The following is a 24,422-nucleotide window of genomic DNA, read 5'->3' as shown; positions in this document are numbered from 1 at the left end:
AGGGACGGTCGACCGCAACAGGGGCGTAGGGTGCCGGCTCCCGGTGGGACGACGGGTCAGCTGTCCGCGAGGAGTTCGTCCGCGTCGACGATCCGGTACGCGTACCCCTGCTCCGCCAAGAAGCGCTGGCGGTGCGCCGCGAAGTCCTGGTCGATGGTGTCGCGGGCGACGACCGAGTAGAAGCGCGCCTCGTGCCCGTCCGCCTTCGGACGCAGCACACGGCCGAGCCGCTGCGCCTCCTCCTGGCGGGAGCCGAACGTTCCCGACACCTGGATCGCGACCGTCGCCTCCGGAAGGTCGATGGAGAAGTTCGCGACCTTGGAGACGACCAGGACGCTGATCTCGCCCTGCCGGAACGCCTCGAAGAGCTTCTCGCGCACCGCGTTCGTCGTCTCGCCCTTGATGACCGGCGCGTCCAGGTGCTCGCCCAGTTCGTCGAGCTGGTCGATGTACTGGCCGATGACGAGCGTCTGCTCACCCATGTGCTTGCGCACCAGCGCCTCGGTCACCTTCTGCTTCGTCGCCGTCGTCGCACAGAACCGGTACTTCTCCTCGGCCTCCGCGGTGGCGTACGCGAGCCGCTCGGAGTCCGTCAGGTTCACCCGGACCTCGACGCAGTCCGCCGGCGCGATGTAGCCCTGCGCCTCGATCTCCTTCCACGGAGCGTCGAACCGCTTCGGCCCGATGAGCGAGAACACGTCGGACTCGCGCCCGTCCTCACGTACGAGCGTCGCGGTGAGCCCGAGCCGGCGCCGCGCCTGGAGATCGGCCGTGAACTTGAAGACCGGCGCGGGCAGCAGATGCACCTCGTCGTAGACGACGAGCCCCCAGTCACGGGAGTCGAACAGCTCCAGGTGCGGGTACACACCCTTCCGCTTCGTCGTGAGGACCTGGTACGTGGCGATGGTGACCGGGCGGATCTCCTTCTTCGTACCGCTGTACTCGCCGATCTCGTCCTCGGTCAGCGACGTCCGCTTCACCAGCTCGTGCTTCCACTGGCGGGCCGAGACGGTGTTCGTGACGAGGATGAGAGTCGTCGCCTTCGCCTCGGCCATGGCGCCGGCGCCGACGAGCGTCTTGCCCGCGCCGCAGGGGAGGACAACGACACCGGACCCGCCGTGCCAGAAGTTCTCCACGGCCTGCTTCTGGTACGGGCGCAGCGACCACTCGGCCTCGTCGAGCGCGATCTCGTGCGCCTCGCCGTCCACGTACCCGGCGAGGTCCTCGGCCGGCCAGCCCAGCTTCAGCAGCGTCTGCTTGATCTGGCCGCGCTCGGAGGGGTGCACGGCGACGGTGTCGGCGTCGATGCGGGCGCCGACCAGCGGCTGGATCCGCTTCGAGCGCAGGATCTCCTCAAGGACCGGCCGGTCGGTGCTCGTGAGCACCAGCCCGTGCGCCGGGTGCTTGCTCAGCGTGAGCCGCCCGTAGCGGTCCATCGTCTCGGCGATGTCGACGAGCAGCGCGTGCGGCACGGGGTACCGGCTGAACTCCACCAGCGCGTCCACGACCTGCTCCGCGTCGTGCCCGGCGGCCCGCGCGTTCCACAGCCCGAGCGGCGTCACCCGGTACGTGTGGATGTGCTCGGGAGCCCGCTCCAGCTCGGCGAACGAGGCGATGGCCCGGCGGCAGGCGTCGGCGTTCTCGTGATCGACCTCGAGGAGCAGGGTCTTGTCGCTCTGGACGATGAGTGGACCGTTCACCTACGCACTTCCCTTCAGCACGGCCAAACGTCCAGTGTGCCGCATCCCGGCAAGCGCGTGGCGTCACTGCTCGGAGAGCTCCGCCACCCCCGTCACCCGGTGCAGCGGATACGTGCGGACCTCGTCGGCCGTGTGGTCGTAGGCCGTGACGAAGCCGCCCTCGACGCGGACGGGGGCGATGACGCGCTGGCTCGCGGCGCCCTCCGCGTTGACGTAGCCGATCCAGAGGGCCTCGCCGGTGAGGACCGCGGCCTGCATCGTGGCGAGGGTCTCGGCGGAGCCGGTGCGTGGCAGCTCGCCGTTGCCGGGGTGGGCGGGGGCCTGCTTGCGGGGGGCGGTGGAGGCGGCGTCGCCCGCGCGGATCGCCCGCAGCGCCGCGTCGATGAGGGTGTCGTCGGGCAGCGGCGGGCCGTCGGGGACCGGGTCGGGCGCGGTGCGCGGCGGGGTGCGGTGGGCGTGCGCGCGGGCGATCAGGACGTCGCCCTCGGGGGTCTCGGCGGCCGGGGCGAAGCCCATGGAGCGCAGGCCTTCGAGGAGCGTGCCGGGGTCGGCCTGCGCCGCGAGGACGGTCGGCGCGAGGCGGCGCAGGCGCAGCGGCGCGGACCGCCGGTCCGCCAGGATCTCGCCGAGCACGGCGTCGTCGTCGCACCGTACGTACGCGGAGGCCGCGCCGATCCGCAGGTGGCCGTGGCGCCGTGCGACGTCGTCGATGAGGTAGGCGAGGGGCTGCGGGACGGCCGTACGGGAGTGCCGGGCGAGGAAGTCGTGCAGGTCGGAGGCCGTGCGCCCGGAGTCGAGCGCGCGGCGCACCGAGCCCGGCGTGAAGCGGTAGACCGTCGCGCCACCCTTCGACTCGACGTCCGCGAGTACGGAGAGGGCGTCCGCGAGGGGGCGCTCCAGGGGGCCCGGGGCGACCGCCGTGAGGTCGGCCTGGAGGAGGACGTGGTCGAGCGGCTCGGGGAGCAGCGGCGCGAGGAGCTTCGCGGCGCGGGCAGCGGTGAGGGCCGCCTCGGCGGGCGAGAGGGGGTGCGGGGCGGCGTGGTCGTCGTCCGGCGACTGGAGCAGCGCTCTGCCGTGCGCCGAGAGCGCGCCGCGTCCGGTGACGCCGAGCAGCTCGGCCTCGGCGAGCGTCCACCGGGCGAGGCGGGTGCGCAGGTCGAGGGCGGCCGGGGACGGGCGTTCCCAGGTGAGGCGCTCGATCACGGAGTCGGGGTCGGGGGACGCGCCCTGCGGCAGCTCGTCGAGCAGCAGGGCGAGGACCCGGCCCCGTACCTCGGGAGCCGCCGAACGGTCCAGGTGCGGGCCGAGGGCCGACAGTGTCCGGTCCTTGCCGTCACGGCCGCCCACCAGGCCCGCCGTGCGGGTCGCGGGCAGCCATGCCGCCGCGAGCCGCTCCCAGCGCTCGGCGGGCGGCAGCAGCACCCACTCGTCGTACGCGGGTGTCGCGGCGTAGCGCTCGTCGGCCTCGCCGTCGGAGGCCAACAGGCCTGCCGCGTAAGCGAGTTCGACCCAGAAGGCGGCGGTCTGCTCGGTGCTGTCGAGGGCGACGGCGGTGCGCTTGAGGTCGCGGACGCTGAGGCCGCCCGCGCGGAGCACGGCGGGCCCGCCCTCGTCCCAGTCCTTCAGCAGCTCCTCGACGGTCGACACCGCCGTGTACGCCTCGGCGGCCGCCGCCGCGTCCACAACCTGTGGACGGTGCGTCGCCTTCTCCCGCACGGGCGGCGCGAGCGGTTCGAGTGTGCGGTGGGCGCGGCCGCCGCGCAGATGCAGCGCCGCCTCGCGGGGCAGCACCACGGTGCCGGGGTTGGTCGGCACGAGCAGGCCGCGGTCGAGCAACCACCGCAGGTGCGCCGCCGGTTGGGCCGTGACCTGGCCGTACGGCGGGCCCCAGACCAGCCGGTTCAGCACGTCGACGCTGTCGGCCGGCGCCTCGTCGAGCAGCGCCGACATCCGGTCCGGGTCGGTGAAGAGGTCGGTGAGCGCGGCCACGGCGGAGACCGGGTCGTGCGTCGACGGCAGGCCCGCCGCCGCGACGATCTCCTGCACACGCCCCGGCGACATCCCGGACGTGACCTCCGCGACGGTCGGGCCGAGGCCGGTCGGGGACGGGTGCTGAGGGGCGGGCGCGAGCAGTTCGCGGGCCGTGCGGACGAGGCGCAGCTGGTCGTCGCCGCCCCAGGCGAGGGCCTGACAGCGCAGCGTGGCGACGGCGCGGGGGAGCGCGGCGACGGAGTCCTCGCCGGGCAGCAGGGTCTCCAGCGTTCGGTACGTCGTCGGGTCCGGGGCCACCGCGAGGGCCTGCGCCACCTGCTGCGTGTACCGGTCCAGGCGCTCGAGGGCGCGGATCACCGAGGCGCGGGTGCCGGCGCGCGTGGCGAGCTGCGTCATGTCGTTCGGCACGGGGCCGAGCAGATCGGGGCGGGCGCGCAGGAGCGCCGCCAGGGACCCGTCGTCGCGCGCGCGGAGCGCTTCCGCGAGGGAGCGGGGGGCTGCCGCGGTCGTCTGCTCGTCGCTCATCCCACCCACGTTAGCGGCCTCGGAGCCCCGCACCGCCGTTACGGCCTCGGGGCTCCGCCCCGGCCCCCGCTGCTCAATCGCCGCAGAGACTCGATTTTCAACCCCCGACGGCGATCGAGTCGCACGAGCTCGTTTTTCAACCCGCCGCCGGCGATCGAGCCTTGCCGGTGATTGAGGCGTGGGGCGGGAGTTTCGAGCCCTGTCGGTGATTGAGGCGCACGAGCTGGAGTTTCAACCCCCTGCCGGTGATTGAGGCGTAGGGGCGGGAATCTTAAGCCCCGCCGGCGATTGAGGCGCGGGGTCCGGGGCAGAGCCCCGAGGGCGGAGGACGGACGAGCGTGACCATTCGCGATACCGTCGACGGGTCAACAGCGCCACCCCGGAGGGGACTTCGTGGGGATCGAGAGTGATCAGATCGTCTTCGACTACCTGAGCAAGGTCGGAGACCTGGCCCAGTCGCGGCAACTGCCGTCGTCGACCCGTATGCGCCTCGTCGCCGACCTCCGCACCGAGATCGACCGGCGCCGCGCGGCGGGCGGCGCCGAGAGCCCGGCCGCCGTGCGCAGGCTGATCGGCCGCATCGGGACGCCGGACCAGATCGTCGCCGGGGCCAAGGACGGCGACGGCACCTACGACTTCGGTGACGCGGGCGACGAGCCCGAGCAGGTCAGGGGCACACTCGGCCGGATCGTCCCGAAGGCCCGCGTGCGCCGCAAGACGGTGCAGGACGCGCCGCCCGTGGACGCTGACGAAGGGCCGCGGCCCGTGCACCTCGCGGGCACCGACGAGCTGGGCACGATCGAGGCCGCCGACTGGTGGCGCGCCGGGGGCGGCATCCCCGGCACCGAGGTCGACGACGTGCCGGGGTTCGTCGGAGGCATAGAGATCCCGGACATACTCAAGCCGCCGGGGGCGGGCCGCGGCCCCGACCTCCGTAAGCGCCCGGCCCCCGCACCGGCCGAGGACGAGGACGAGTACGCGTACGAAGAGGACGACGAGGACGACGACGTCGAGGACGCGGAGTCCGGCCCCGCCAGGGCCCGCCGGTTCCTGCCCCGCCGCGCGGCGGGCCGCGCCGTCCCCCGCGCCTTCTTCGGCCGCTCCTTCAACCAGCCCTTCCTGCTGCTCGCGGCCCTCACCCTGGTCGTCGGCGCCGTACTCGGCAACATCCTCGTGCTGCTGATCGGCTGGGCCGTCGTCTACCTGTCCCGGCAGCTGACCATGGGGCAGAAGAAGTGGGCGGTGTTCGGCCTGCCGGGGCTCGCCGCGGTCACCGGCGTCGTCTGGCTGTGGGGGCGCGGCGACGGGCGCTGGGGCGATCCGATAGCCGACGGCCGGCTCAGCGGCGCGCTCGACGAGACGTGGCCGTGGGTGCTGCGCGGCGCGGCGTTCGCCTCGGCGCTCTACCTGGTGTGGCGCGCACGCTCACCCAGGCTCTAGACCTCCCCGCACGCACACGCCTCACCGCGTCGCCAGGTCCGACTCCACCTCCGAGAGGATCTGGTTGGCCGCCGTGTAGCCGACACCCTGGGCCCACAGTTCGTCGTCGACGTTGTAGACCCGGTTGTCCCGCACCGCCTTGATGCCGCGCCACTGGGCGCTCGTGGTCGCCTCCGCGACCTTGGCCAGGCCCGGATTCCCGTACGTGGACGTGAAGATGGCGTCCGCGTCCGCCTCGCCGATCTGCTCGGGCGCCACGTCGTACGAGAGGCCGCCCCTGGCCCGGTTCGTGATCGCCGGGCGGCCGAGGCCCACGTCGGACAGGACCGTGGCGGCGGGGGTCCGCCTGCCGGAGACGCGGATGTCGGAGCCCGCGACGAACCGGACGAAGTTGACCTCGGTCCGCGCCGCCGCGCCCGCCCCGCCGATGGCCTTGGTGACCGCGGCGACGTGGTCCTTGTACTTGGCCGCGACCTGCTCGGCCCGCGCCTTCTCGCCGAGCGCGTCGGCGTGCACGAGGAAGTTCCGCTTCCACGCGTCGTCGGCGGACCCGGTGAGGACGGTGGGGGCGATGGCGGCGAGCTGCTTGTAGAGCCGCCCGTCGCCGGCCTTGTCGCCGATGATCAGGTCGGGCCTCAGCCCGGCGATCTTCTTGAGGTCGGGGCTGTTCCGCTCGCCGACCTCGGTGACGCCCTTGGTCCCCGACGACGGCAGGTACGAGAGGAAGGCATCGTCGGCGTCGGCCCGGGTGGCTCCCACGGGCCGCACGCCGAGCGTGACCGCCGAGTCGAGCCCCGCGGTGTTCAGGACGACCACGCGCTTGGGGCGGTTCTTGACCTTTACGTCGCCCATGGCGGTGCCGACCGTGTGATGTCCTGAGGCCTTGGCCGCGGGCTTGGCGGCGCTCCCGCCGTCGTCCGAACTGCAGGCGGAGAGGGTGAGCGCGAGGGCGGCAGCGGCGCCGACGGCGAGGCGGGTGTGGTTCATGGAGGCCCATGGTGCCCCTGGGATCGCCTTCGGGGAAGCCGTCACCGTAGAGGCAGAATGATCCCCATGGCTCCCCACACAGACCCCACGTCCCCGGCCGCGTCCCCGGCGCCGTCCTCGGGCCCCACCGTCGGCTTCGATCTCGACATGACGCTGATCGACTCCCGGCCCGGCATCCGCGCCACCTGGGTCGCGCTGTCCGAGGAGACGGGGCTGGAGATCGACGCGGATCTGATCGTGTCGCGCCTGGGCCCGCCGCTGACCGAGGAGTTGGCGTACTGGTGCCCGCCGGAGCGGATCCCGGCGATGGCCGACCGCTACCGTGAGATGTATCCCACATACGCCATCGAGGCCACGCTGCCGATGCCCGGCGTGCGCGAGACCATAGCCGCCGTGCACGCGGCGGGCGGCCGGGCCATCGTCGTCACCGCGAAGTACGAGCCGAACGCCAAGCTGCACCTGGCACACCTCGGCATCGACGCGGACGCCGTCATCGGCGACCTGTGGGCCGAGGGCAAGGGCCACGCGCTGCGCGAGCACGGCGCGAGCGTCTACGTGGGCGACCACGTCGGCGACGTGCGCGGGGCACGCACCGCGAACGCGCTGTCCGTGGGCGTCACGACGGGACCGTGCGACGCCGCGGAGCTGCGGGCCGAGGGCGCCGACGTCGTGCTGAACGACCTCACCGAGTTCCCGGCCTGGCTGGAGCGCTACGTCGCCGAACGCGCCTGACGGCGCTGCGCCGCGACGCCGCGGAGCACCCCGGCCGCGGCGATGAGGAACCCGACGCCCATCAGCATGCACACCGCGTAGGAGACGGGCGGGAACGGGTCGGTGTGGAGGAACAGCGGCGCCATCGTGACGAGGGTGGCGATCGCCCCCACGATGAAGACGATGCCGCCGGCTTTCACGAGGCCGTCGCCGGGGCCGGTCTCGGCCACCGCGGACTTGGCTTGGGTTTTGTCACGCACCCCACCAGGGTAGTTCCCAGCGCAGAGGGACGAACACGGGCCGAGCACAGACGAGTACGGAGCGGCGAGCGAACCCTCGGGCGACATCTTGTCACCGGGCCCGAGACCAATAGTCTTGGTGACGGCGGGTCGGACCACGGCCCGCTGTCCTGCTATCCAGACCCTTTACCCCAGTCATCCCAGCGTTTTCTTCTAGTACGAGGACGAGGACTTCACGTGCCTACCGGCAAGGTCAAGTGGTTCAACAGCGAGAAGGGCTTCGGCTTCCTCTCCCGCGACGACGGCGGCGACGTCTTCGTGCATTCCTCCGTACTTCCCGCAGGCGTCGACGCCCTCAAGCCCGGCCAGCGCGTCGAGTTCGGAGTGGTCGCAGGACAGCGCGGTGACCAGGCGCTCTCGGTCACCATTTTGGACCCGACGCCGTCGATCGCGGCGGCGCAGCGCCGCAAGCCGGACGAACTGGCCTCGATCGTCCAGGACTTGACGACGCTGCTCGAGAACATCACGCCGATGCTGGAGCGCGGCCGCTACCCCGAGAAGACCGCGGGCAAGAAGATCGCGGGTCTGCTGCGGGCGGTGGCGGACCAACTGGACGTCTGACCGCCTTTCAAGAGGCCACCGTCACGGGAAGGACAGCGCGTCCGGCCCGAGCGCCGGAACCAGCCCCTCCGCGGCAGCGCGTGTCAGCAGCCCGCGGATCGCCGCGTAGCCGTCCTCGCCGAGGTCGGCCGTGAACTCGTTGACGTACAGGCCGATGTGCTGGTCGGCGACGGACGGGTCCATCTCCTGCGCGTGCGCCATCACGTAATCGCGGCTGGCCTCGGGGTCGTCCCAGGCCATCCGCACCGACGTGCGCACGGCGTCCGCGTAGGAGCGCAGCTTCTGCGCGCCGAGGTCGCGGCGGGCGATGATCGCGCCGAGCGGGATCGGCAGGCCCGTCGTGGCCTCCCAGTGCTCGCCCATGTCGGCGAGCTTGTGCAGGCCGTAGTTCTGGTACGTGAAGCGGGCCTCGTGGATGACGAGCCCGGCGTCGATCTTGCCGTCGCGCACGGCGGGCATGATCTCGTGGAACGGCATGACGACGATCTCGCCGACGCCGCCACCCGGCACGGTGTCCGCGGCCCACAGCCGGAACAGCAGGTACGCGGTGGAGGTCTCGCTCGGCACCGCGACGCGCTTGTCGGACAGGTCCACGCCCGGCTCGCGGGTGAGGACGAGCGGGCCGCAACCGCGCCCGAGCGCGCCGCCGCACGGCAGCAGCGCGTAGTCGTCGAGGACGTACGGCAGGACCGCGTACGACACCTTGAGGAGCTCGAAGGCGTCCTCGCGGCGTTCGGCGACGCCGTTGGTGATGTCGATGTCGGCGAAGGTCACGTCGAGCGCGGGGGCGCCGGGGACGCGGCCGTGGGCCCAGGCGTCGAAGACGAAGGTGTCGTTCGGGCAGGGCGAGAAGGCGATACGGGTGGCCTCGGCCCCCGCTGCGGTGTCGGTCATGTGTTCTTCCAACTCTCCAGTACGGGCGCCGTCTTCCCGAAGGCGGAGGCCAGCGCGGCGAGCGCGTCACCGATGCGCCAGGCGTCGCGGTCGCGGGGGCCGACGGCGTTGGAGACGGCGCGTATCTCGGCCACCGGCACGCCGTGCGCGGCGGCGGCCTCGGCGACCCCGAAGCCCTCCATCGCCTCGGCGACGGCGCCCGGGTGGCGCTGGGCGAGCAGCGCGGCGCGGTCGGCGGTGCCGGTCACCGTGGAGACGGTGAGCACGGTGCCGACCGTGGCGGAGGCGGCCGACGCGAGGTCCCGTACGAGGGACTCCGGGGGTGTGTGGGTGACGGCGCCGAAGCCGAGTTCGGTGACGGGGACGAAGCCCTCGGCGGTCTCGGCGCCCAGGTCGGCGACGGTGATCGCGTCCGCGACCAGGACCGCGCCGGGTGCGGCCGTGAAGCCGCCGCCGATGCCGGCCGAGACGACCAGCGTGTACGGGGTGCCCGCGAGTTCGGCCCTGGTGAGCGCGGTCGCGGTGCCGGCGGCCGCCGCGGCGGGGCCCACGCCGACCGCTACGACATCGAGCGCGGGGTGGTCGCGCAGCGCGCCCGCCACCGCGTCCCGTTCGGCCGGGACCGCGGTGGCCACGAGGACATGCGGGGTGTTCGTCAGGAGTCCTTCTCGAGCTTGAACGACCACAGGCCGTACGCCTTGGAGTTGCCGCCCGACAGGATCGTGACGGTGGTCGCGGAACCGGAGGCGCCGTACTGCTGGTTGAAGAACACGCTGCCCGGGACCGTGCGGTACGTCTTCTTGCTGGAGTCCGTGAGCGGCTGGCCGTTCATCAGGAGCGTCCAGCCCTTGTCCGCGATCTTCGGGTCGACGCCGAAGCGGACCGTCGCGTCCGGGTCCACCTTGATGGACTTGGCTTCCTTGTCCTTCAGGCAGCCCTGGAGCGCGGTCGGCTTGAGCGCGTCACCGTCGTTGTAGCAGCTGGCCTCGGAGTTCACCGAGTTGCGGTCCACCGTGACGGTGGCCAGCGGAGTCGGCTTGTCGCAGGCGGAGAGGGCGAGCAGTCCGGCGCCGACAACACCGACGGCGGCAACGGCGCGGCGGTGGCGCTGGGCGAAACGCTGGGAGGTCATGGCGGAAGGCTATCTGGCGCCACCGCTCCCGCTCCGAGTGGGGGAGCGGGTGTCGCGTTTGGGACGCTACGCCACACGTGACCGGCGGGTGGGCCCGGCCTGGCGCGCCGACGACAGCAATCCGCGCACCGTGGACAGCCAGCCCGCCGCCACGATCCCCGCCGCGACCGCGAGACCGAGCACCCCGTTCAGCGGCAGCGCTATCCCGACCGCCCCGCCCACCACCCACGCCATCTGCAACAACGTCTCCGAGCGGGCGAACGCCGACGTGCGCACCGCCTCCGGGACGTCCCGCTGGATCGTCGCGTCGAGGGACAGCTTGGCCAGCGCCTGCGCGAACCCGGCGACCGCTGCCAGGCACGCCGTCATGACCGCGCTGAAGAAGACGGCGGACGCGACGGCCACACCGAGCACCACCGCGAGCACCGTCACGATGATGACCTCGGGGGCCCGCGCCTTCAGCCACGCCCCGACCGCCGTGCCCAGCGCGTTCCCCGCCCCCGCCGACACGCCCACCAGACCGAGCGACACGGCCGCGCTCTGCCCGGTCAGCGGATGCTCGCGCAGCAGGAACGCCAAGTAGAAGATCAGGAAGCCGGACAGACAGCGCAGCGTGGCGTTCGCGGCGAGGCCGTGGGTGACGGCCGGGCCGACCGTCCGCAGGCCCGGCCTGCGCGCCTTGGTCCGCGCGGGCCCGTGCAGATGCTCCTCGTCCGCCGCGAGCAGCGCCTTGCTCTCGCCGCGCGCCGAGTCCACCTTGTGCGGCATCGAGTAGGCGAGGAAGGCCCCGCACACGTACAGCACGAAGGCCCCGTACAGCGGCCAGCGCGACCCGAGCGCCTGGAGTCCCGCCCCGACCGGCGCCGCCGCGCCCGTGGCGAGCAGCCCGCCGAGCGTGACCCGCGAGTTCGCCTTCACCAGCGAGAAGCGCGGTGGCAGGAGGCGCGGCATGACCGCCGAGCGCACCACCCCGTACGCCTTCGACGCGACGAGGACGCCGAGCGCCGCCGGATACAGCTGGAGCGCGCCGCCCGACACGGCGGACGAGAGGACGAGGGCGAGCAGCGCCCGCGCCAGCATCGACGCGGCCATCGCGGCCCGCCGCCCGTGCGGCAGCCGGTCGAGCAGCGGCCCGATGACGGGCGCGAGGAGCGTGAACGGCGCCATGGTGATCGCCAGATACAGGGCGACCCGGCCGCGCGCCTCGTCCGTCGGCACGGAGAAGAACACCGTGGAGGCGAGGGCGACCGTGATCATGACATCGCCCGCGCCGTTCACCGCGTGCAGCTCGATCAGCTTGCCGAGCCCCGACTCGCCCGCGCCGTGCGCGTGCGTCGCTTTGCGGATGCCGCGTGCGGTGCCGGTGAAAGGGAGGTGCAGAGCGCGGCCGATTCTGCGAAGGGGAGTCGGCGCGTCCGACGCGCGCGACGACGAACCCGACGACGACTTGAACGACGACCTACCGGCAGCCACGCAGTCATGGTGCCCCTTGTTCGGGCGTACTAGTGCCGTTATGGACACGCTGGTCGGCTTTCCGGCCAGGTGCGCCTCGTACGTCGGTGTGGGCGCAGCGCGTCAGAGGAGGTAGCGTGCGTAGCGCGCCCGCGGCGGTTGTTCTCGGCCGCGCGCCTCTCGGCCATCCCGCAGAATGGATGGCGTAGGTGCGCCCGGAACGTCGGGCGCGGACGTCGACGCGGCCCTCCGGTCCGCTCCGTCCGCGCTCCCGCACACAGGACGGCGCACTCGTGAGACGGCGTAGGAGAGAAGCGATACCTGTGAGCGCAGCGACAACGCGAAGCCGCACCCCGGACCGCCTGTGCGCCGAGGCGGTGGACATCGCCCGGGCCGCGGCCGAGGAGGCCGCCGCACCAGGAGTGGTCGGCGAGCACGTCGAAACGGTCGTCGAGGGCGACCGTGTCGTCACGCACCTCTTCGAGTGCAAGGAATTCGGCTACCGGGGCTGGCGCTGGGCCGCCACCGTGGCCCGCGCCTCCCGCGCCAAGTACGTCACGCTCGACGAGGTCGTGCTGCTGCCCGGGCCCGACGCCCTCCTCGCCCCCGAGTGGGTGCCGTGGAGCGAGCGGCTGCGCCCCGGCGACCTCGGCCCCGGCGACCTGCTGCCGACCGAGGCCGACGATCTGCGCCTGGAGCCCGGCTACACCGGCGACGACGTGCCGCCGCCGAACTCTCCCGTGTCCGAGGACATGGCGGAGCTCGTCGAGGCGGAGGACGCCGAGGTCACCGAGGGCCCCGTCACGGCGCTGCCGGTCGCGCCGACCCGTGGCTCGATCGCGGCGGTCGCCGAGGAGCTGGGCCTGCGCCGGGCCCGCGTCCTCTCCCGGTACGGGCTGCATGTCGCGGCCGACCGCTGGGACGAGTCGTTCGGCGCGAAGACCCCCATGGCGCAGGCGGCCCCCGCCACCTGTGTCTCCTGCGGCTTCCTCGCGAAGATCGGCGGCTCGCTCGGCCAGGCCTTCGGCGTCTGCGCCAACGAGTTCTCCCCGGCGGACGGGCGCGTCGTCTCCCTGTCCTACGGCTGCGGCGGCCACTCCGAGGCGGCCGTCATGCCGAAGGCGCCGCGGCCGGCGCCGCCGGTGATCGACGAGACGATGGTGGACGTCCTGACCCTGCGCCCCGAAGCGGACGCGGGCTCGGTCGGAGCGGTGGCCTCCGGCAACGACGACGAGGACCTGGGGCACTCGTAACCTAATCAAGCCCCGCCGGCGGGTGAGTAGATCAAGCCCCGCCGGCGATTGAGGCGCGGGGTCCGGGGCGGAGCCCCGTGGCGTCAACCACGGTGCCGCCGCATGCTCACGGCAACACGGGGAACCCTGCGCGATACGGTTCGGCCGATCACGCCCACCCGCCCCAGAGGAGTCACCCGTGAGCGTCAGCAGAATCGCACCGGAGGGCGTCGACCCGTTCGGCACCGCGCGGCTGCGCCACACCGTGCTCCAGGCATGGGCCGGCAGCGCCGCCCGCTTCCGCGAGGACGCCAACGCCGAGGAGGACCTCGCGCTCGGCGGCTACCGCGACCGCCTCGTCGTCGAGCTCGCCCAGAACGCGGCGGACGCCGCCGCGCGGGCCGGTGTCGAGGGCCGTCTCGCGCTCACCCTGAAGGACGGCGTGCTCGCCGCCGCCAACACCGGCGCCCCGCTGGACGCGGCGGGCGTCGAGTCGCTGTCCACGCTCAGGGCCTCCGCGAAGCGGGAGGACACGAGCGGCGCGGTGGGCCGGTTCGGCGTCGGCTTCGCGGCCGTGCTCGCCGTCTCCGACGAGCCCGCGGTGGTCGGCAGGAGCGGGGGCGTGCGCTGGTCCCTGACGGACGCGCGGCTCGCCGCGGCGGACACGGCGCTGCGCAGCCCGGACCTCGGCGACGAGCTGCGCCGCCGGGACGGCCATGTGCCGCTCCTGAGGCTGCCGTTCGCGGCGGAGGGCTCCGCCCCTGAGCCGTACGACACGGTGGTCATCCTTCCGTTGCGGGATTCCGCGGCGGAGGCGCTGGCCGCGCGGTTGTTGGACGCGGTGGACGACACGCTTCTGCTTGCCCTGCCGGGGCTCACGGAGGTCGTGATCACGTCGGACGTGGGCACGCGTGTCCTGCGTCGCTCGGAGGAGCCGCCCTACGTCGTGATCGCCGACACGGGGTTGACGCCTCGGGGCTCCGCCCCGGACCCCGCGCCTCAATCGCCGGCGGGGCTTGATACGGTGCCGCGCGCCGATGCGACGGCTCCCGCCACGCGGTACCGGACCGTCACCCGTACTGGCGAGCTCGACACCGCCCTGCTCGCCGACCGACCCGTGGAGGAACGGCTTCGGCCGCACTGGGCCGTGACCTGGGCCGTCCCGGTCGACGCCGAAGGCGCACCGCGAAGGCCGCGCAGCGAACCCGTGCTGTACGCGCCCACCCCCAGCGACGAGGCCCTCGGCGTACCGGCCCTGCTCATCGCCTCGTTCCCGCTGGACACCGCGCGGCGGCACGTCGCCCCCGGCCCGCTCACCGACTTCCTCACCGAGCGCGCCGCCGACGCGTACGCGGAACTGCTCGGCGACTGGAGCCCGGTGGGCCCCGGCATCCTCGACCTCGTGCCCGGACCGCTCGGGAAGAGCGAGCTGGACGGGGCCCTGCGCGCCGCCGTCCTGGAGCGGCTGCCGCGCACCGCGTTCCTGCCCCCGGCGATCGACCCGGGAGGCCCCGAGGACGACCGGCCGACCTCCCTCAAGCCGCGCGACGCCGAGGTCGTCGAGGGCGCGGGCGCCGACACCGTGCGGGTCCTCGCCGACGTGCTGCCCAGCCTGCTGCCCGCGGGGCTCGAACGGCGCGTGGAACTGCGGACGTTGGGCGTCGCCCGCGTCCCGCTGACCGAGGCGGTCGACCGGCTCGCGGGTCTGGAGAAGGAGCCCGGCTGGTGGCGGCGGCTGTACGAGTCGCTGGCCGGCGTCGACCCGGACCGGCTCAGCGGGCTGCCCGTTCCCCTGGCCGGCGGCCGCACCGCCATCGGGCCGCGCCAGGTGCTGCTCCCCACCGCGGAGGCCTCCGCGGTCCCCGGTGAGGCGCTCGCCCGGCTCGGCCTCAAGGTCGCGCACGCCGACGCCGCCCATCCGCTCCTGGAGAAGCTGGGCGCCCTGCCCGCCACCCCGCGGGCCGTCCTGCGGACCCCGCAGGTGCGCGCCGCGGTCGCCGCGTCCCTCGACGACGAGGCGTCCGCCTGGGACGACGAGACCACGCTGGACGCCGACGAGTTGGCCGACGTCGTCCTCACCCTCGTCCGCGACGCCCACCTCGACGTGGGGGACGAGCCCTGGCTCGGCGCGCTCGCCCTCCCCGACGACGAGGGCGAACTCGCCCCGGCCGCCGAACTCCTGCTCCCCGGCAGCCCGATCGCCGAGGTGCTGCGCGAGGACGAACTGCCGTTCGTGGACGGGGAGCTGGCCGAGCGCTGGGGGCGGGAGCCGCTCGCCGCCTGCGGCGTCCTCGCGACGTTCGCGCTCGTCCGCGCCACCGACGTCGTGCTCGACCCCGACGAACTCGACCCGCGCGAGGGCGATTTCCCGGAGCCGGACGACGCCGGGCTCCTCGACGCCGTCGACGTGTGGTGCGAGGACGCCCTCGACCGGCTGCCCGACACGCCCGTCCCGCCGGTCGCCAACGAACTGATCGCCGTACGGGACCTGGACCTGGTCGACGAGGACCGCTGGCCGCAGGCCCTCGCGCTGCTCTCGCAGCCGCCGCTGCGCGACGCGCTCACCCAGCCGGTCCGCGTGCTGCTGCCCGACGGCACCCACGAGCTGGTCCGCCCGTACACGGCCTGGTGGCTGCGCGGGAACCCGGTCCTCGACGGGCGCCGGCCCGCCGGTCTGCGCGCCGAGGGCGGGGACCCGCTGCTCATCGGCCTGTACGAGCCCGCGGACGCCGCCGGCTTCGACGACGAGCAGGTCCTGCGCGCGCTCGGCGTCCGCACCTCCGTCGCCGCGCTGCTCGACGAGCCAGGCGGCGCCGCGGAACTCCTCGACCGGCTCGCCGACCCCGACCGTCCGGTCGGCGCCGCGCAACTGCACGCCCTCTACGGCAAGTTGGCCGACCTCGACCCCGAACAGGTCACCCTGCCCGACGAGTTGCGTGCCGTACGGGACGGGGAGGTCGTGGTCGTCGACGCCCGTGACGCCCTCGTCGCCGACGCCCCCGACCTGATCCCGCTCACCGAGGGCCGCGCGCTCCTCCCGGTCACCCCGTCGAAGGCCGCGCACCTCGCGGAGCTGTTCCAGGTGCGGCGCCTGAGCGAGGCGGTGGACACCGGGGCGGTCGAGGGCGGCGATGTGCACGAGGTGCCCGAGCCCGTGCGGGTCCTGCTCGGTTCCGCGACGCCGGCCTCGTACGTCGAGCACGAGGAGCTGTACGTCTCCGACGTGGAGGTCGACTGGTGCCGGACGCCGGACGGTGTGGTCCACGCGGCGACGCTGGAGGGCGTCGCGGCGGGCCTCGCGTGGGCGGCGGGTCAGTGGCCCCGCCGCTTCGAGGTCGCGGCACTCCTCGAGGACCCGTCCCGTACGGGTGAGCTGGCGCGAGACCGCTGGTTCGACTAGTCCCACGGCACCGGCGCCGAGGTCCCGGGGCTCCGCCCCGGACCCCGCGGGCTCTCGTCCCAAAGGCGGGCTTGATTTTCAAGCCCCTGCGGCGATTGAGCAGCGGGGTCTGGGGCAGAGCCCCAGGCCGCAACGCCTCACGCCGGAAACCTGCGCCCGACCCACCGCCACATGAACTCCAACCCGCACGCCGCCACACCCGCCACCCCGACGGCAGTCCACGGCATCACCGCCCCCACCAGCTTCAACGCGAAGAACTCCTGCAACCACGGCACGACAAGAACCAGCAGAAACCCGAACCCCATCGCCGCGACGAGCCCCACCCGCCACCACGTGTACGGCCGCGCGACGATCGCCAGCACCCACATCGAGATCAGGAAGAGCGTCAACGTCGCCGAACTGGTCTCCGCGGCGAGCGCGCCCGAACCGGAGTAGTAGTGCCGGGCGGTCAGATATGTCACGAACGTGGCGATCCCGGCGACACCCCCGCCGGGAATCGCGTACCGCATCACCCGCCGTACGAAGTTCGGCCGGGCCCGCTCCTTGTTCGGCGCGAGGGCCAGGAAGAACGCGGGGACGCCGATCGTCAGGGTCGACAGGAGCGTCAAGTGCCTTGGCAGGAAGGGGTATTCGACCTGGAAGCAGACCACGAGCAGCGCGAGGATCACCGAGTAGACCGTCTTCACCAGGAAGAGGGTCGCCACGCGCGTGATGTTGCCGATGACCCGGCGGCCCTCCGCGACCACCGAGGGCAGCGTCGCGAACGAGTTGTTGAGCAGCACGATCTGGGCGACCGCGCGGGTGGCCTCGGAGCCCGAGCCCATGGACACCCCGATGTCGGCGTCCTTCAGCGCCAGCACGTCGTTGACGCCGTCGCCGGTCATCGCGACCGTGTGCCCGTGGCGCTGGAGGGCGCCCACCATGTCCCGCTTCTGCTGCGGCGTCACCCGGCCGAACACCGTGCCGTCGTCGAGCGCGTCGGCCAGCTCCTCCGGTTCCTCGGGCAGCGTCCGCGCGTCGACCGTGCGCTCCGCCCCCGCGAGCCCCAGCTTCGCGGCGACGGCGCCCACCGACACCGCGTTGTCCCCGGAGATGACCTTGGCCCGGACGTCCTGCTCGGCGAAGTAGCGCAGTGTGTCCCCGGCGTCGGGGCGCAGCCGCTGTTCGAGGACGACGAGGGCGGTCGGTTCGGCGCTCTCCACGACCCCCGCGCCGTCGAGGCCCTCGAGCCCGCCGGGCGCACGGGCGAGCAGCAGCACGCGCAGCCCCCGCAGGTTGAGCTCCTCGGTCGCCGCGAGCGCCGGGTCGTCCGCGGGCAGCAGCACGTCGGGCGCCCCGAGCAGCCACGCGCTGCCCGTCCCGTCGCCCTCGCTGAAGGCGGCGCCGCTGTACTTGCGCGCGGAGGAGAACGGCAGGGCCTCGGTGCAGCGCCAGTCCTCGCTGTCCGGGTAGGCGTCGATGATCGCCTGGAGGGAGGCGTTGGGCCGCGGATCGGACTCGCCGAGGGCGCCGAGCACCTTCCGTACGTACGCCTCGTCAGCGCTGCCGTCGCCGTCGCGGAGCAGCCGCAGCTCGTGGACGTCCATGCCGCCCTCGGTGAGCGTGCCCGTCTTGTCGAGGCAGACCGTGTCGACGCGGGCCAGGCCCTCGATCGCGGGCAGCTCCTGCACCAGGCACTGCTGCCGCCCGAGCCGGATCACCCCGATCGCGAACGCCACCGACGTCAGCAGCACCAGACCCTCGGGGACCATCGGCACGATGCCGCCGACGGTGCGCGCGACCGAGTCCTTGAGGTCGTTGTCCTTGACCACGAGCTGGCTGATGATCAGGCCGAGCGCGGTCGGGATCATCATCCACTGCACGTACTTGAGGATCGTGGAGATGCCGCTGCGCAGCTCGGACTGGACGAGCGTGAACCGGCTCGCCTCCTCGGCCAACTGCGCGGCGTACGCCTCGCGCCCGACCTTCGTCGCGGTGAACGCGCCGCCGCCCGCGACCACGAAGGAGCCCGACATGACCTCGTCGCCGGGCTGCTTGAGGACCGGGTCGGCCTCGCCGGTGAGGAGCGACTCGTCGATCTCCAGGCCGTCGGCCTCCGCGCAGGCCCCGTCCACGACGATCTTGTCGCCGGGGCCGATCTCGATGAGGTCGCCGAGCACGATCTCCGAGGTGGGGACCGCGGCGCCGACCCCGTCGCGGCGCACCGTCGGCCGGGCCTCGCCGATCACGGCGAGCGAGTCCAGGGTCTTCTTCGCCCGCCACTCCTGGATGATGCCGATCCCGGTGTTGGCGATGATCACGAACCCGAAGAGGCTGTCCTGGATCGGCGCGACGCAGAGCATGATCACCCAGAGCACGCCGATGATCGCGTTGAACCGGGTGAAGACGTTGGCGCGCACGATGTCCGTCACGGACCGCGAGCTGCGCACGGGTACGTCGTTCACCTCACCGCGCGCGACCCGCTCCTCGACCTCGGCCCGGGTGAGGCCGGTCGCCCGTGACGACATCGGTATCGGTGCCGGGCCGACCGGATCGCCCGGATCGAGTTCGGCCCCCGCGTCGATATGCGTCATGAAAACGACGGTACGGGCGATTTCGGGGGTTTACCCCTCGGGTGTGGAAACCTCACGGTCCGTGCCCGCCGCCCGGGCGGCCGCCGCCCGCTTGAGCGCGGCGTCGCGCCCCCGGACGTACCAGATCCCGATCAGGCCGAGCCCGCCGCCGGCCAGGCAGCACCACACCCACCAGGTGATCCCGCGGTCCTCGAACCACCCGTAGAACGGCAGCTGTACGAGGAAGAGGACGAACCAGAGGATCGTGCCACCCGTGATGGTGGCGACCACGGGCCCCTCAAGGGGTTCCGGTGCCTCGTGCTTCGGGGTCCACTTCGCCATGTGCACAGCTTACGAGGACCGACCGACAACCCGGTACAAGCCCCTCGCCACAACGGTCTACGCGCGGAGATAGCAAATTCGGCCTCATATGTTCATACTGAAACAGCCTGACTCTGGCCACTTATGTTCGTATGAAACACCAGCGGAAACGTCGGGGAAACCCGCAGGTGACCACACGACGACCAGACTCGATCACGTACCCCGCCCGCATTTCACTGCTGAATACCGCTGAGGTCATCCATGTCCACTTCGGCCACCACCCCGGTCGATGTCAACGACTCGCCGCCGCCGGCCCCGAAGAACGGTTTCGACCGCTACTTCAAGATCACGGAGCGCGGCTCGACCATCCCGCGCGAGATCCGTGGCGGCCTCGCCACGTTCTTCGCGATGGCCTACATCATCGTGCTGAACCCGATCATTCTCGGTGGCGCGAAGGACATGTACGGGCACCAGCTGGACAACGGCCAGCTGGTCACCGCGACCGCGCTCACCGCCGCGTTCACCACGCTGCTCATGGGCGTCATCGGCAATGTGCCGATCGCGCTCGCGGCGGGCCTCGGCGTGAACACGGTCGTCGCCCTCCAGCTCGCGCCGCGCATGTCCTGGCCGGACGCGATGGGCATGGTCGTCCTCGCGGGCTTCGTCGTGATGCTGCTCGTCGCGACCGGTCTGCGTGAGCGGGTCATGAACGCCGTGCCGTACGGCCTGCGCAAGGGCATCGCGATCGGCATCGGCCTGTTCATCCTGCTGATCGGCCTCGTCGACTCCGGCTTCGTGACGCGCATGCCGGACGCCGCGCAGACCACGGTGCCGCTCCAGCTCGGCACCGGCGGTCACCTGATGGGCTGGCCGGTCCTGGTCTTCGTGCTCGGTGTGCTGCTGACCCTGGCGCTGCTCGTGCGCAAGGTGCCGGGCGCGATCCTGCTCGCGATCGTCGTCATGACGGTCGTCGCGCTGATCATCAATGCCATCGCGGACATCGACCCGGCATCCTGGGGCCTGACCGTGCCCTCCTGGCCCGGCAACCCGGTCGCCAGCCCGGACTTCTCGCTCATCGGGAAGGTCAGCCTGTTCGGCGGATTCCACAAGGTCGGCATCCTGACCGGAATCCTGTTCGTCTTCACCGTGCTGCTGTCGTGCTTCTTCGACGCGATGGGCACGATCATGGGCATCAGCGACGAGGCGCACCTGACCGACGACAAGGGTCAGATGCCCGGCATGAACAAGGTCCTGTTCATCGACGGTGTCGCCGTCGCCGCCGGTGGTGCCTCGTCCTCCTCGGCCACCACCTGCTTCGTGGAGTCCACGGCCGGTGTCGGCGAGGGTGCCCGCACGGGCCTCGCCAACGTGGTCACCGGCCTGCTCTTCGCGGTCGCGCTGTTCCTCACGCCGGTCGTCACGATGGTCCCGTCCCAGGCGGCGACGCCCGCGCTGGTCGCGGTCGGCTTCCTGATCCTGTCCGGGGGCATCCGTGAGATCGACTGGGACGACTGGACGATCGCCGTCCCCGCGTTCATCACGATGCTGATGATGCCGTTCACGTACTCGATCACGAACGGCATCGGCATGGGCTTCATCAGCTTCACGGTGCTGCGCGTGGTCGCGGGCCGGGCCAAGGAGGTGCCGGCCGCGATGTACGCCGTCTCCGCCGTGTTCGTCTTCTACTACCTGATGCCGGCGCTCGGCCTCACGTAGTCGCGCCTTGCGTCGTCATGCCTTACGTCGTCACGTCTCCGTAGAACCGCTCCGTCTCCTCGACGGCAGTCTTGAAGCGTTCGTCGAAGTCGTCCCGAATGAGCGTCCGGACCACATAGTCCTGGACGCTCATTCCTCTTTTCGCGGCATGCACCTTGAGCCGGTCGAGCAGCTCACCGTCGATCCGCAGACTGAGCACTGTCGATCCCATACGGACAGGGTTGCGGGCGGCCCTGACCTGTTGCGTCACTTTCCGCATCCGGCTCACTCATATGGGTGATGAAACTTTTCTGCGGCCCCGGTACGGGCGCGTACGTGGTCGGGATCACTGACTCGTCGCGTCCCCCTGGTAGTCGTTAGACACAGTAATGAGTTACTCTAACGAACATGCCAGACCTCTCCCATGGCGACGACGCAGCCGCCGTGAACTCCCTGCGTTCCGCAGTGATGCGCTTGTCGCGTCGGCTCAAGCACCAGCGGGTCGACGAATCGCTGAGTCCCACCGAGATGTCGGTGCTCGGCACCCTCGCCGGATGCGGCTCCGCGACACCGGGTGAGCTGGCCCGCAAGGAGCATGTGCAGCCGCCGTCGATGACCAGAATCGTCGCGCTCCTGGAGGCCAAGGGACTCGTCCGGCTCGAGCCCCACCCGGAGGACCGCCGGCAGAAGGTCGTCACCTCCACCGAGCAGGCCGAGACCATGCTCAAGGAGAGCCGCCGCAAGCGGAACGCCTGGCTGGCCAACCTCGCCGAGGGGCTCGACGAGGACGACTGGGCCAAGCTGCGCGAGGCCGCCCCCGTCCTGGAGAAGCTGGCCCACCTCTGAGCCCCCTGGTCGGGGGAACGACGACCGCCGAGGAGGCGAACCCACTTTGAGTACGGGATCCGGAGCAGACTCCGCCCCCGTCCCAGCCGCCCACGACCCGAATGCCCGCCCCCCACGCAAGCCCTCGATGTTCGCCAGCCTGAAGGTACGCAACTACCGGCTGTTCGCGACCGGGGCAGTCATCTCCAACACCGGCACCTGGATGGCCCGCATCACCCAGGACTGGCTGGTGCTCTCCCTCACGGGATCGTCCGCCGCCGTCGGCGTGACGACGGCCATGCAGTTCCTGCCGATGCTGCTCTTCGGCCTCTACGGCGGAGTGATCGCCGACCGGTTCGCCAAGCGGAGCCTGCTGTTCTGCACGCAGGGCGCGATGAGCCTGTCCGGCCTGTTCCTTGCCGCGCTGACCCTGTCCGGCAACGTACAGGTCTGGCACGTCTACATCGCCGCCTTCTTCACCGGCCTGGTCACCGTCGTCGACAACCCGACGCGGCAGTCGTTCGTGTCCGAGATGGTCGGCCCCGACCAGGTCCGCAACGCGGTCTCCCTCAACTCGGCCAACTTCCAGTCCGCCCGCCTCATCGGCCCGGCCGTCGCCTCCGCGCTGACCGCCGCCGTCGGCCCCGGCTGGGCGTTCCTCGCCAACGGCCTGTCCTTCCTCGCCCCGCTCACCGGCCTGATGCTGATGCGCACCCGCGAGCTGCACGAGATCAAGCGCGCCCCGCGCGGCAAGGGCCAGCTGAGGGAGGGCCTTCGCTACGTCTCGCAGCACCCCGAGCTGATCTGGCCCATCGTGCTCGTCGGGTTCGTCGGCACCTTCGGCTTCAACTTCCCGATCTGGCTGAGCGCGTACGCGGACGACGTGTTCCACGGCGGGGTCGGCCAGTACGGCCTGTTCAACACGCTCATGGCGATCGGCTCGCTCGCGGGGGCCCTGCTCGCCGCCAGGCGCCGCTCGACCCGCCTCAGGGTCCTCGTCGGCGCCGCGATCGGCTTCGGCGTCCTGGAGATGCTGGCCGCGTGGGCACCGGGCGTCTGGGCGTTCGCCCCGCTGATCGTACTGCTCGGCATCCTCGGCCTGACGGTGAACGTGACCGCCAACTCCACGGTCCAGATGGGCACGGACCCGGAGATGCGCGGCCGCGTGATGTCGCTGTTCATGATGGTGTTCACCGGCGGTACGCCGCTGGGCGGCCCGCTCTTCGGCTGGCTCGCCGACCAGTACGGGGTGCGGGTCAGCTTCGCCCTGGGCGGGGTGATCTGCGCGGCCGCGGCGGTCGGCGTCGGCCTGATGCTCGCCCGCGCGGCGAACCTCCGGCTGAAGGTGGACCTGCGGCGTGGCGAACGCCACGTCCAGTTCGTGCCGCGTGAGCTGGCGGCGGCGGCGTAAGCATTTAAGCCCCTGCGGCGATTGAGCAGCGGGGTCCGGGGCAGCGCCCCGGGACCGCAACGCCGCAGGGGCTTGACGTCTCGGGGCAAGGTCGCCGGATGGCAGTTCGCGGGCACGCGTTAGTCTCGTTGACGTGGACCCGAAGACCCGTAACCGGATCATGGCCGGTGTGCTCGTGCTGATGTTCGTCGTCGTGGCCGTCGCGGCGGCCGTCGGCCAGTAGCCGACCGACGGCCGCCGCGTACGCGCCGCTGCCCGGCTGCTACCAGGCGAAGGCCTCGGGGGACGGGCCCGGACCCGGGAAGATCTCGTCCAGGCCGGACAGCACCTCCTCGCTCAGCTCCAGCTCGACCGCGCGCAGCGCCGAGTCCAGCTGCTCCTGCGTGCGCGGGCCGACGATCGGGCCCGTCACGCCGGGCCGGGTGAGCAGCCAGGCCAGCGCCGCCTCCCCGGGCTCGATGCCGTGCTTGTCCAGCAGGTCCTCGTACCGCTGGACCTGCTCGCGCACCTTCGTGTTCTCCAGGGCGGAGGCGGAGCGGCCCTGGGAGCGGCGCTTGCCCTCGTTCTCCTTCTTGAGCACGCCGCCGAGCAGCCCGCCGTGCAGCGGCGACCAGGGGATGACGCCGAGGCCGTAGTCCTGCGCGGCCGGGATGACCTCCATCTCGGCGCGGCGCTCGGCGAGGTTGTAGAGGCACTGCTCGCTCACGAGGCCGACGCGGCCGTGCGCCTTCGCCAGCTCGTTGGCCTGGGCGATCTTGTACCCGGGGAAGTTCGACGAACCCGCGTAGAGGATCTTGCCCTGCTGGATCAGCACGTCGATCGCCTGCCAGATCTCCTCGAAGGGAGTGCGGCGGTCGATGTGGTGGAACTGGTAGACGTCGATGTAGTCGGTCTGGAGCCGCTTGAGCGACGCGTCGACGGCCCGCCGGATGTTCACCGCGCTGAGGTGGTCGTGATTGGGCCAGACCGGGCCGTCACCGCCCATGTGCCCGAACACCTTGGTGGCGAGCACGGTCTTGTCGCGCCGCTCGCCGCCCTTCGCGAACCAGGTGCCGATGATCTCCTCGGTACGGCCCTTGTTCTCGCCCCAGCCATACACATTTGCGGTGTCGAAGTAATTCAGACCTGCGTCGAGAGCCGCATCCATGATGCCGTGACTGGCGGCTTCGTCCGTTTGCGGCCCGAAGTTCATCGTTCCGAGAACGAGCCGGCTGACCTTGAGCCCAGTACGTCCCAACTGCGTGTATTCCATGGAAGCCAAGCGAACTCCTTGGAGTCCGCTCCATGCAAGAG

The 24,422-nt window shown here is 72.0% G+C and carries 20 protein-coding genes; 8 read left to right on the top strand and 12 right to left on the bottom strand.

Annotated features, from left to right (window positions below; genetic code table 11):
• Positions 1-56: 56 nt before the first annotated feature.
• Positions 57-1,700, bottom strand: coding sequence for a DNA repair helicase XPB (locus ACP4E5_RS21320; protein WP_425831037.1), 1,644 nt, complete (start codon positions 1,698-1,700; stop codon positions 57-59).
• Between the two features lie 63 nt (positions 1,701-1,763).
• Positions 1,764-4,217, bottom strand: a complete 2,454-nt coding sequence (locus ACP4E5_RS21315) for a helicase-associated domain-containing protein (RefSeq protein WP_425831035.1) — start codon at positions 4,215-4,217, stop codon at positions 1,764-1,766.
• A gap of 393 nt (positions 4,218-4,610) precedes the next feature.
• Here ACP4E5_RS21315 and ACP4E5_RS21310 point away from each other — a divergent pair, with 393 nt between their 5' ends.
• The gene (locus ACP4E5_RS21310; RefSeq protein WP_425831033.1) at positions 4,611-5,657 is read left to right on the top strand and encodes a hypothetical protein; all 1,047 of its coding nucleotides are present in this window, start codon (positions 4,611-4,613) and stop codon (positions 5,655-5,657) included.
• Between the two features lie 21 nt (positions 5,658-5,678).
• Here the strand turns inward: ACP4E5_RS21310 and ACP4E5_RS21305 are convergent, their stop codons facing one another.
• Positions 5,679-6,644 carry an ABC transporter substrate-binding protein gene (locus ACP4E5_RS21305; RefSeq protein WP_425831031.1) on the bottom strand — a complete coding sequence of 322 codons (966 nt, stop codon included), beginning with the start codon at positions 6,642-6,644 and terminating at the stop codon, positions 5,679-5,681.
• Between the two features lie 57 nt (positions 6,645-6,701).
• Here ACP4E5_RS21305 and ACP4E5_RS21300 point away from each other — a divergent pair, with 57 nt between their 5' ends.
• The gene (locus ACP4E5_RS21300) at positions 6,702-7,376 is read left to right on the top strand and encodes an HAD family hydrolase (protein WP_425831029.1); all 675 of its coding nucleotides are present in this window, start codon (positions 6,702-6,704) and stop codon (positions 7,374-7,376) included.
• Here the strand turns inward: ACP4E5_RS21300 and ACP4E5_RS21295 are convergent.
• On the bottom strand, positions 7,355-7,615 hold the full coding sequence (locus ACP4E5_RS21295; protein ID WP_425831027.1) for an SUR7/PalI family protein: 261 nt from the start codon (positions 7,613-7,615) through the stop codon (positions 7,355-7,357). The genes ACP4E5_RS21300 and ACP4E5_RS21295 overlap by 22 nt on opposite strands.
• Before the next feature lie 216 nt (positions 7,616-7,831).
• Between ACP4E5_RS21295 and ACP4E5_RS21290 the strand changes: the two genes are divergently transcribed.
• On the top strand, positions 7,832-8,215 hold the full coding sequence (locus ACP4E5_RS21290; RefSeq protein WP_385769608.1) for a cold-shock protein: 384 nt from the start codon (positions 7,832-7,834) through the stop codon (positions 8,213-8,215).
• 21 nt (positions 8,216-8,236) lie between these two features.
• On the opposite strand, the gene ACP4E5_RS21285 is transcribed toward ACP4E5_RS21290, so the two are convergent.
• From ACP4E5_RS21285 to ACP4E5_RS21270, 4 genes are all read right to left on the bottom strand, one after another.
• Entirely contained in the window at positions 8,237-9,109 is an 873-nt protein-coding gene (locus tag ACP4E5_RS21285; protein WP_425831025.1) for a 1,4-dihydroxy-6-naphtoate synthase, read from the bottom strand.
• The gene (locus tag ACP4E5_RS21280) at positions 9,106-9,795 is read right to left on the bottom strand and encodes a futalosine hydrolase (RefSeq protein WP_425831023.1); all 690 of its coding nucleotides are present in this window, start codon (positions 9,793-9,795) and stop codon (positions 9,106-9,108) included. The genes ACP4E5_RS21285 and ACP4E5_RS21280 overlap by 4 nt, the downstream gene beginning before the upstream one ends.
• Positions 9,765-10,241: a DUF2771 domain-containing protein gene (locus ACP4E5_RS21275; RefSeq protein WP_425831021.1), complete on the bottom strand. Its 477-nt coding sequence runs from the start codon at positions 10,239-10,241 to the stop codon at positions 9,765-9,767. Before ACP4E5_RS21275 ends, ACP4E5_RS21280 begins: the two co-directional genes overlap by 31 nt.
• A 66-nt stretch (positions 10,242-10,307) precedes the next feature.
• Positions 10,308-11,714 carry an MFS transporter gene (locus ACP4E5_RS21270; protein ID WP_425831019.1) on the bottom strand — a complete coding sequence of 469 codons (1,407 nt, stop codon included), beginning with the start codon at positions 11,712-11,714 and terminating at the stop codon, positions 10,308-10,310.
• Positions 11,715-12,016: 302 nt separating this feature from the next.
• On the opposite strand from ACP4E5_RS21270, the gene ACP4E5_RS21265 reads away from it, so the two are divergent.
• Together ACP4E5_RS21265 and ACP4E5_RS21260 are read left to right on the top strand one after the other, a co-directional pair.
• The gene (locus tag ACP4E5_RS21265) at positions 12,017-12,946 is read left to right on the top strand and encodes a DUF3027 domain-containing protein (protein ID WP_425831017.1); all 930 of its coding nucleotides are present in this window, start codon (positions 12,017-12,019) and stop codon (positions 12,944-12,946) included.
• Positions 12,947-13,124: 178 nt separating this feature from the next.
• Entirely contained in the window at positions 13,125-16,325 is a 3,201-nt protein-coding gene (locus ACP4E5_RS21260; protein ID WP_425831015.1) for a sacsin N-terminal ATP-binding-like domain-containing protein, read from the top strand.
• A 137-nt stretch (positions 16,326-16,462) separates the two neighbouring features.
• Here the strand turns inward: ACP4E5_RS21260 and ACP4E5_RS21255 are convergent, their stop codons facing one another.
• Entirely contained in the window at positions 16,463-18,898 is a 2,436-nt protein-coding gene (locus tag ACP4E5_RS21255; RefSeq protein WP_425831013.1) for an HAD-IC family P-type ATPase, read from the bottom strand.
• A gap of 30 nt (positions 18,899-18,928) precedes the next feature.
• Complete coding sequence (locus ACP4E5_RS21250; RefSeq protein WP_425831011.1) at positions 18,929-19,219, bottom strand: DUF2530 domain-containing protein; 291 nt, start codon at positions 19,217-19,219, stop codon at positions 18,929-18,931.
• A gap of 240 nt (positions 19,220-19,459) precedes the next feature.
• On the opposite strand from ACP4E5_RS21250, the gene ACP4E5_RS21245 reads away from it, so the two are divergent.
• Positions 19,460-20,914 carry an NCS2 family permease gene (locus ACP4E5_RS21245; protein ID WP_425831009.1) on the top strand — a complete coding sequence of 485 codons (1,455 nt, stop codon included), beginning with the start codon at positions 19,460-19,462 and terminating at the stop codon, positions 20,912-20,914.
• Between the two features lie 22 nt (positions 20,915-20,936).
• On the opposite strand, the gene ACP4E5_RS21240 is transcribed toward ACP4E5_RS21245, so the two are convergent.
• A complete protein-coding gene (locus ACP4E5_RS21240) occupies positions 20,937-21,125 on the bottom strand; it encodes a ribbon-helix-helix protein, CopG family (RefSeq protein WP_266712647.1) in 189 nt (62 codons plus the stop codon).
• Positions 21,126-21,301: 176 nt separating this feature from the next.
• Between ACP4E5_RS21240 and ACP4E5_RS21235 the strand changes: the two genes are divergently transcribed.
• A complete protein-coding gene (locus tag ACP4E5_RS21235; RefSeq protein WP_425831007.1) occupies positions 21,302-21,739 on the top strand; it encodes a MarR family winged helix-turn-helix transcriptional regulator in 438 nt (145 codons plus the stop codon).
• A gap of 46 nt (positions 21,740-21,785) precedes the next feature.
• Entirely contained in the window at positions 21,786-23,129 is a 1,344-nt protein-coding gene (locus ACP4E5_RS21230; RefSeq protein WP_425831005.1) for an MFS transporter, read from the top strand.
• Positions 23,130-23,391: 262 nt separating this feature from the next.
• On the opposite strand, the gene ACP4E5_RS21225 is transcribed toward ACP4E5_RS21230, so the two are convergent.
• Entirely contained in the window at positions 23,392-24,381 is a 990-nt protein-coding gene (locus ACP4E5_RS21225; protein WP_425841527.1) for an aldo/keto reductase, read from the bottom strand.
• Positions 24,382-24,422 lie beyond the last annotated feature (41 nt).

The organism is Streptomyces fractus, assembly GCF_049844455.1.
Classification (GTDB): Bacteria; Actinomycetota; Actinomycetes; order Streptomycetales; family Streptomycetaceae; genus Streptomyces; species Streptomyces fractus.
Note: the sequence above shows the minus strand (reverse complement) of the source record. Positions and strands in the feature narration are given on the sequence as shown.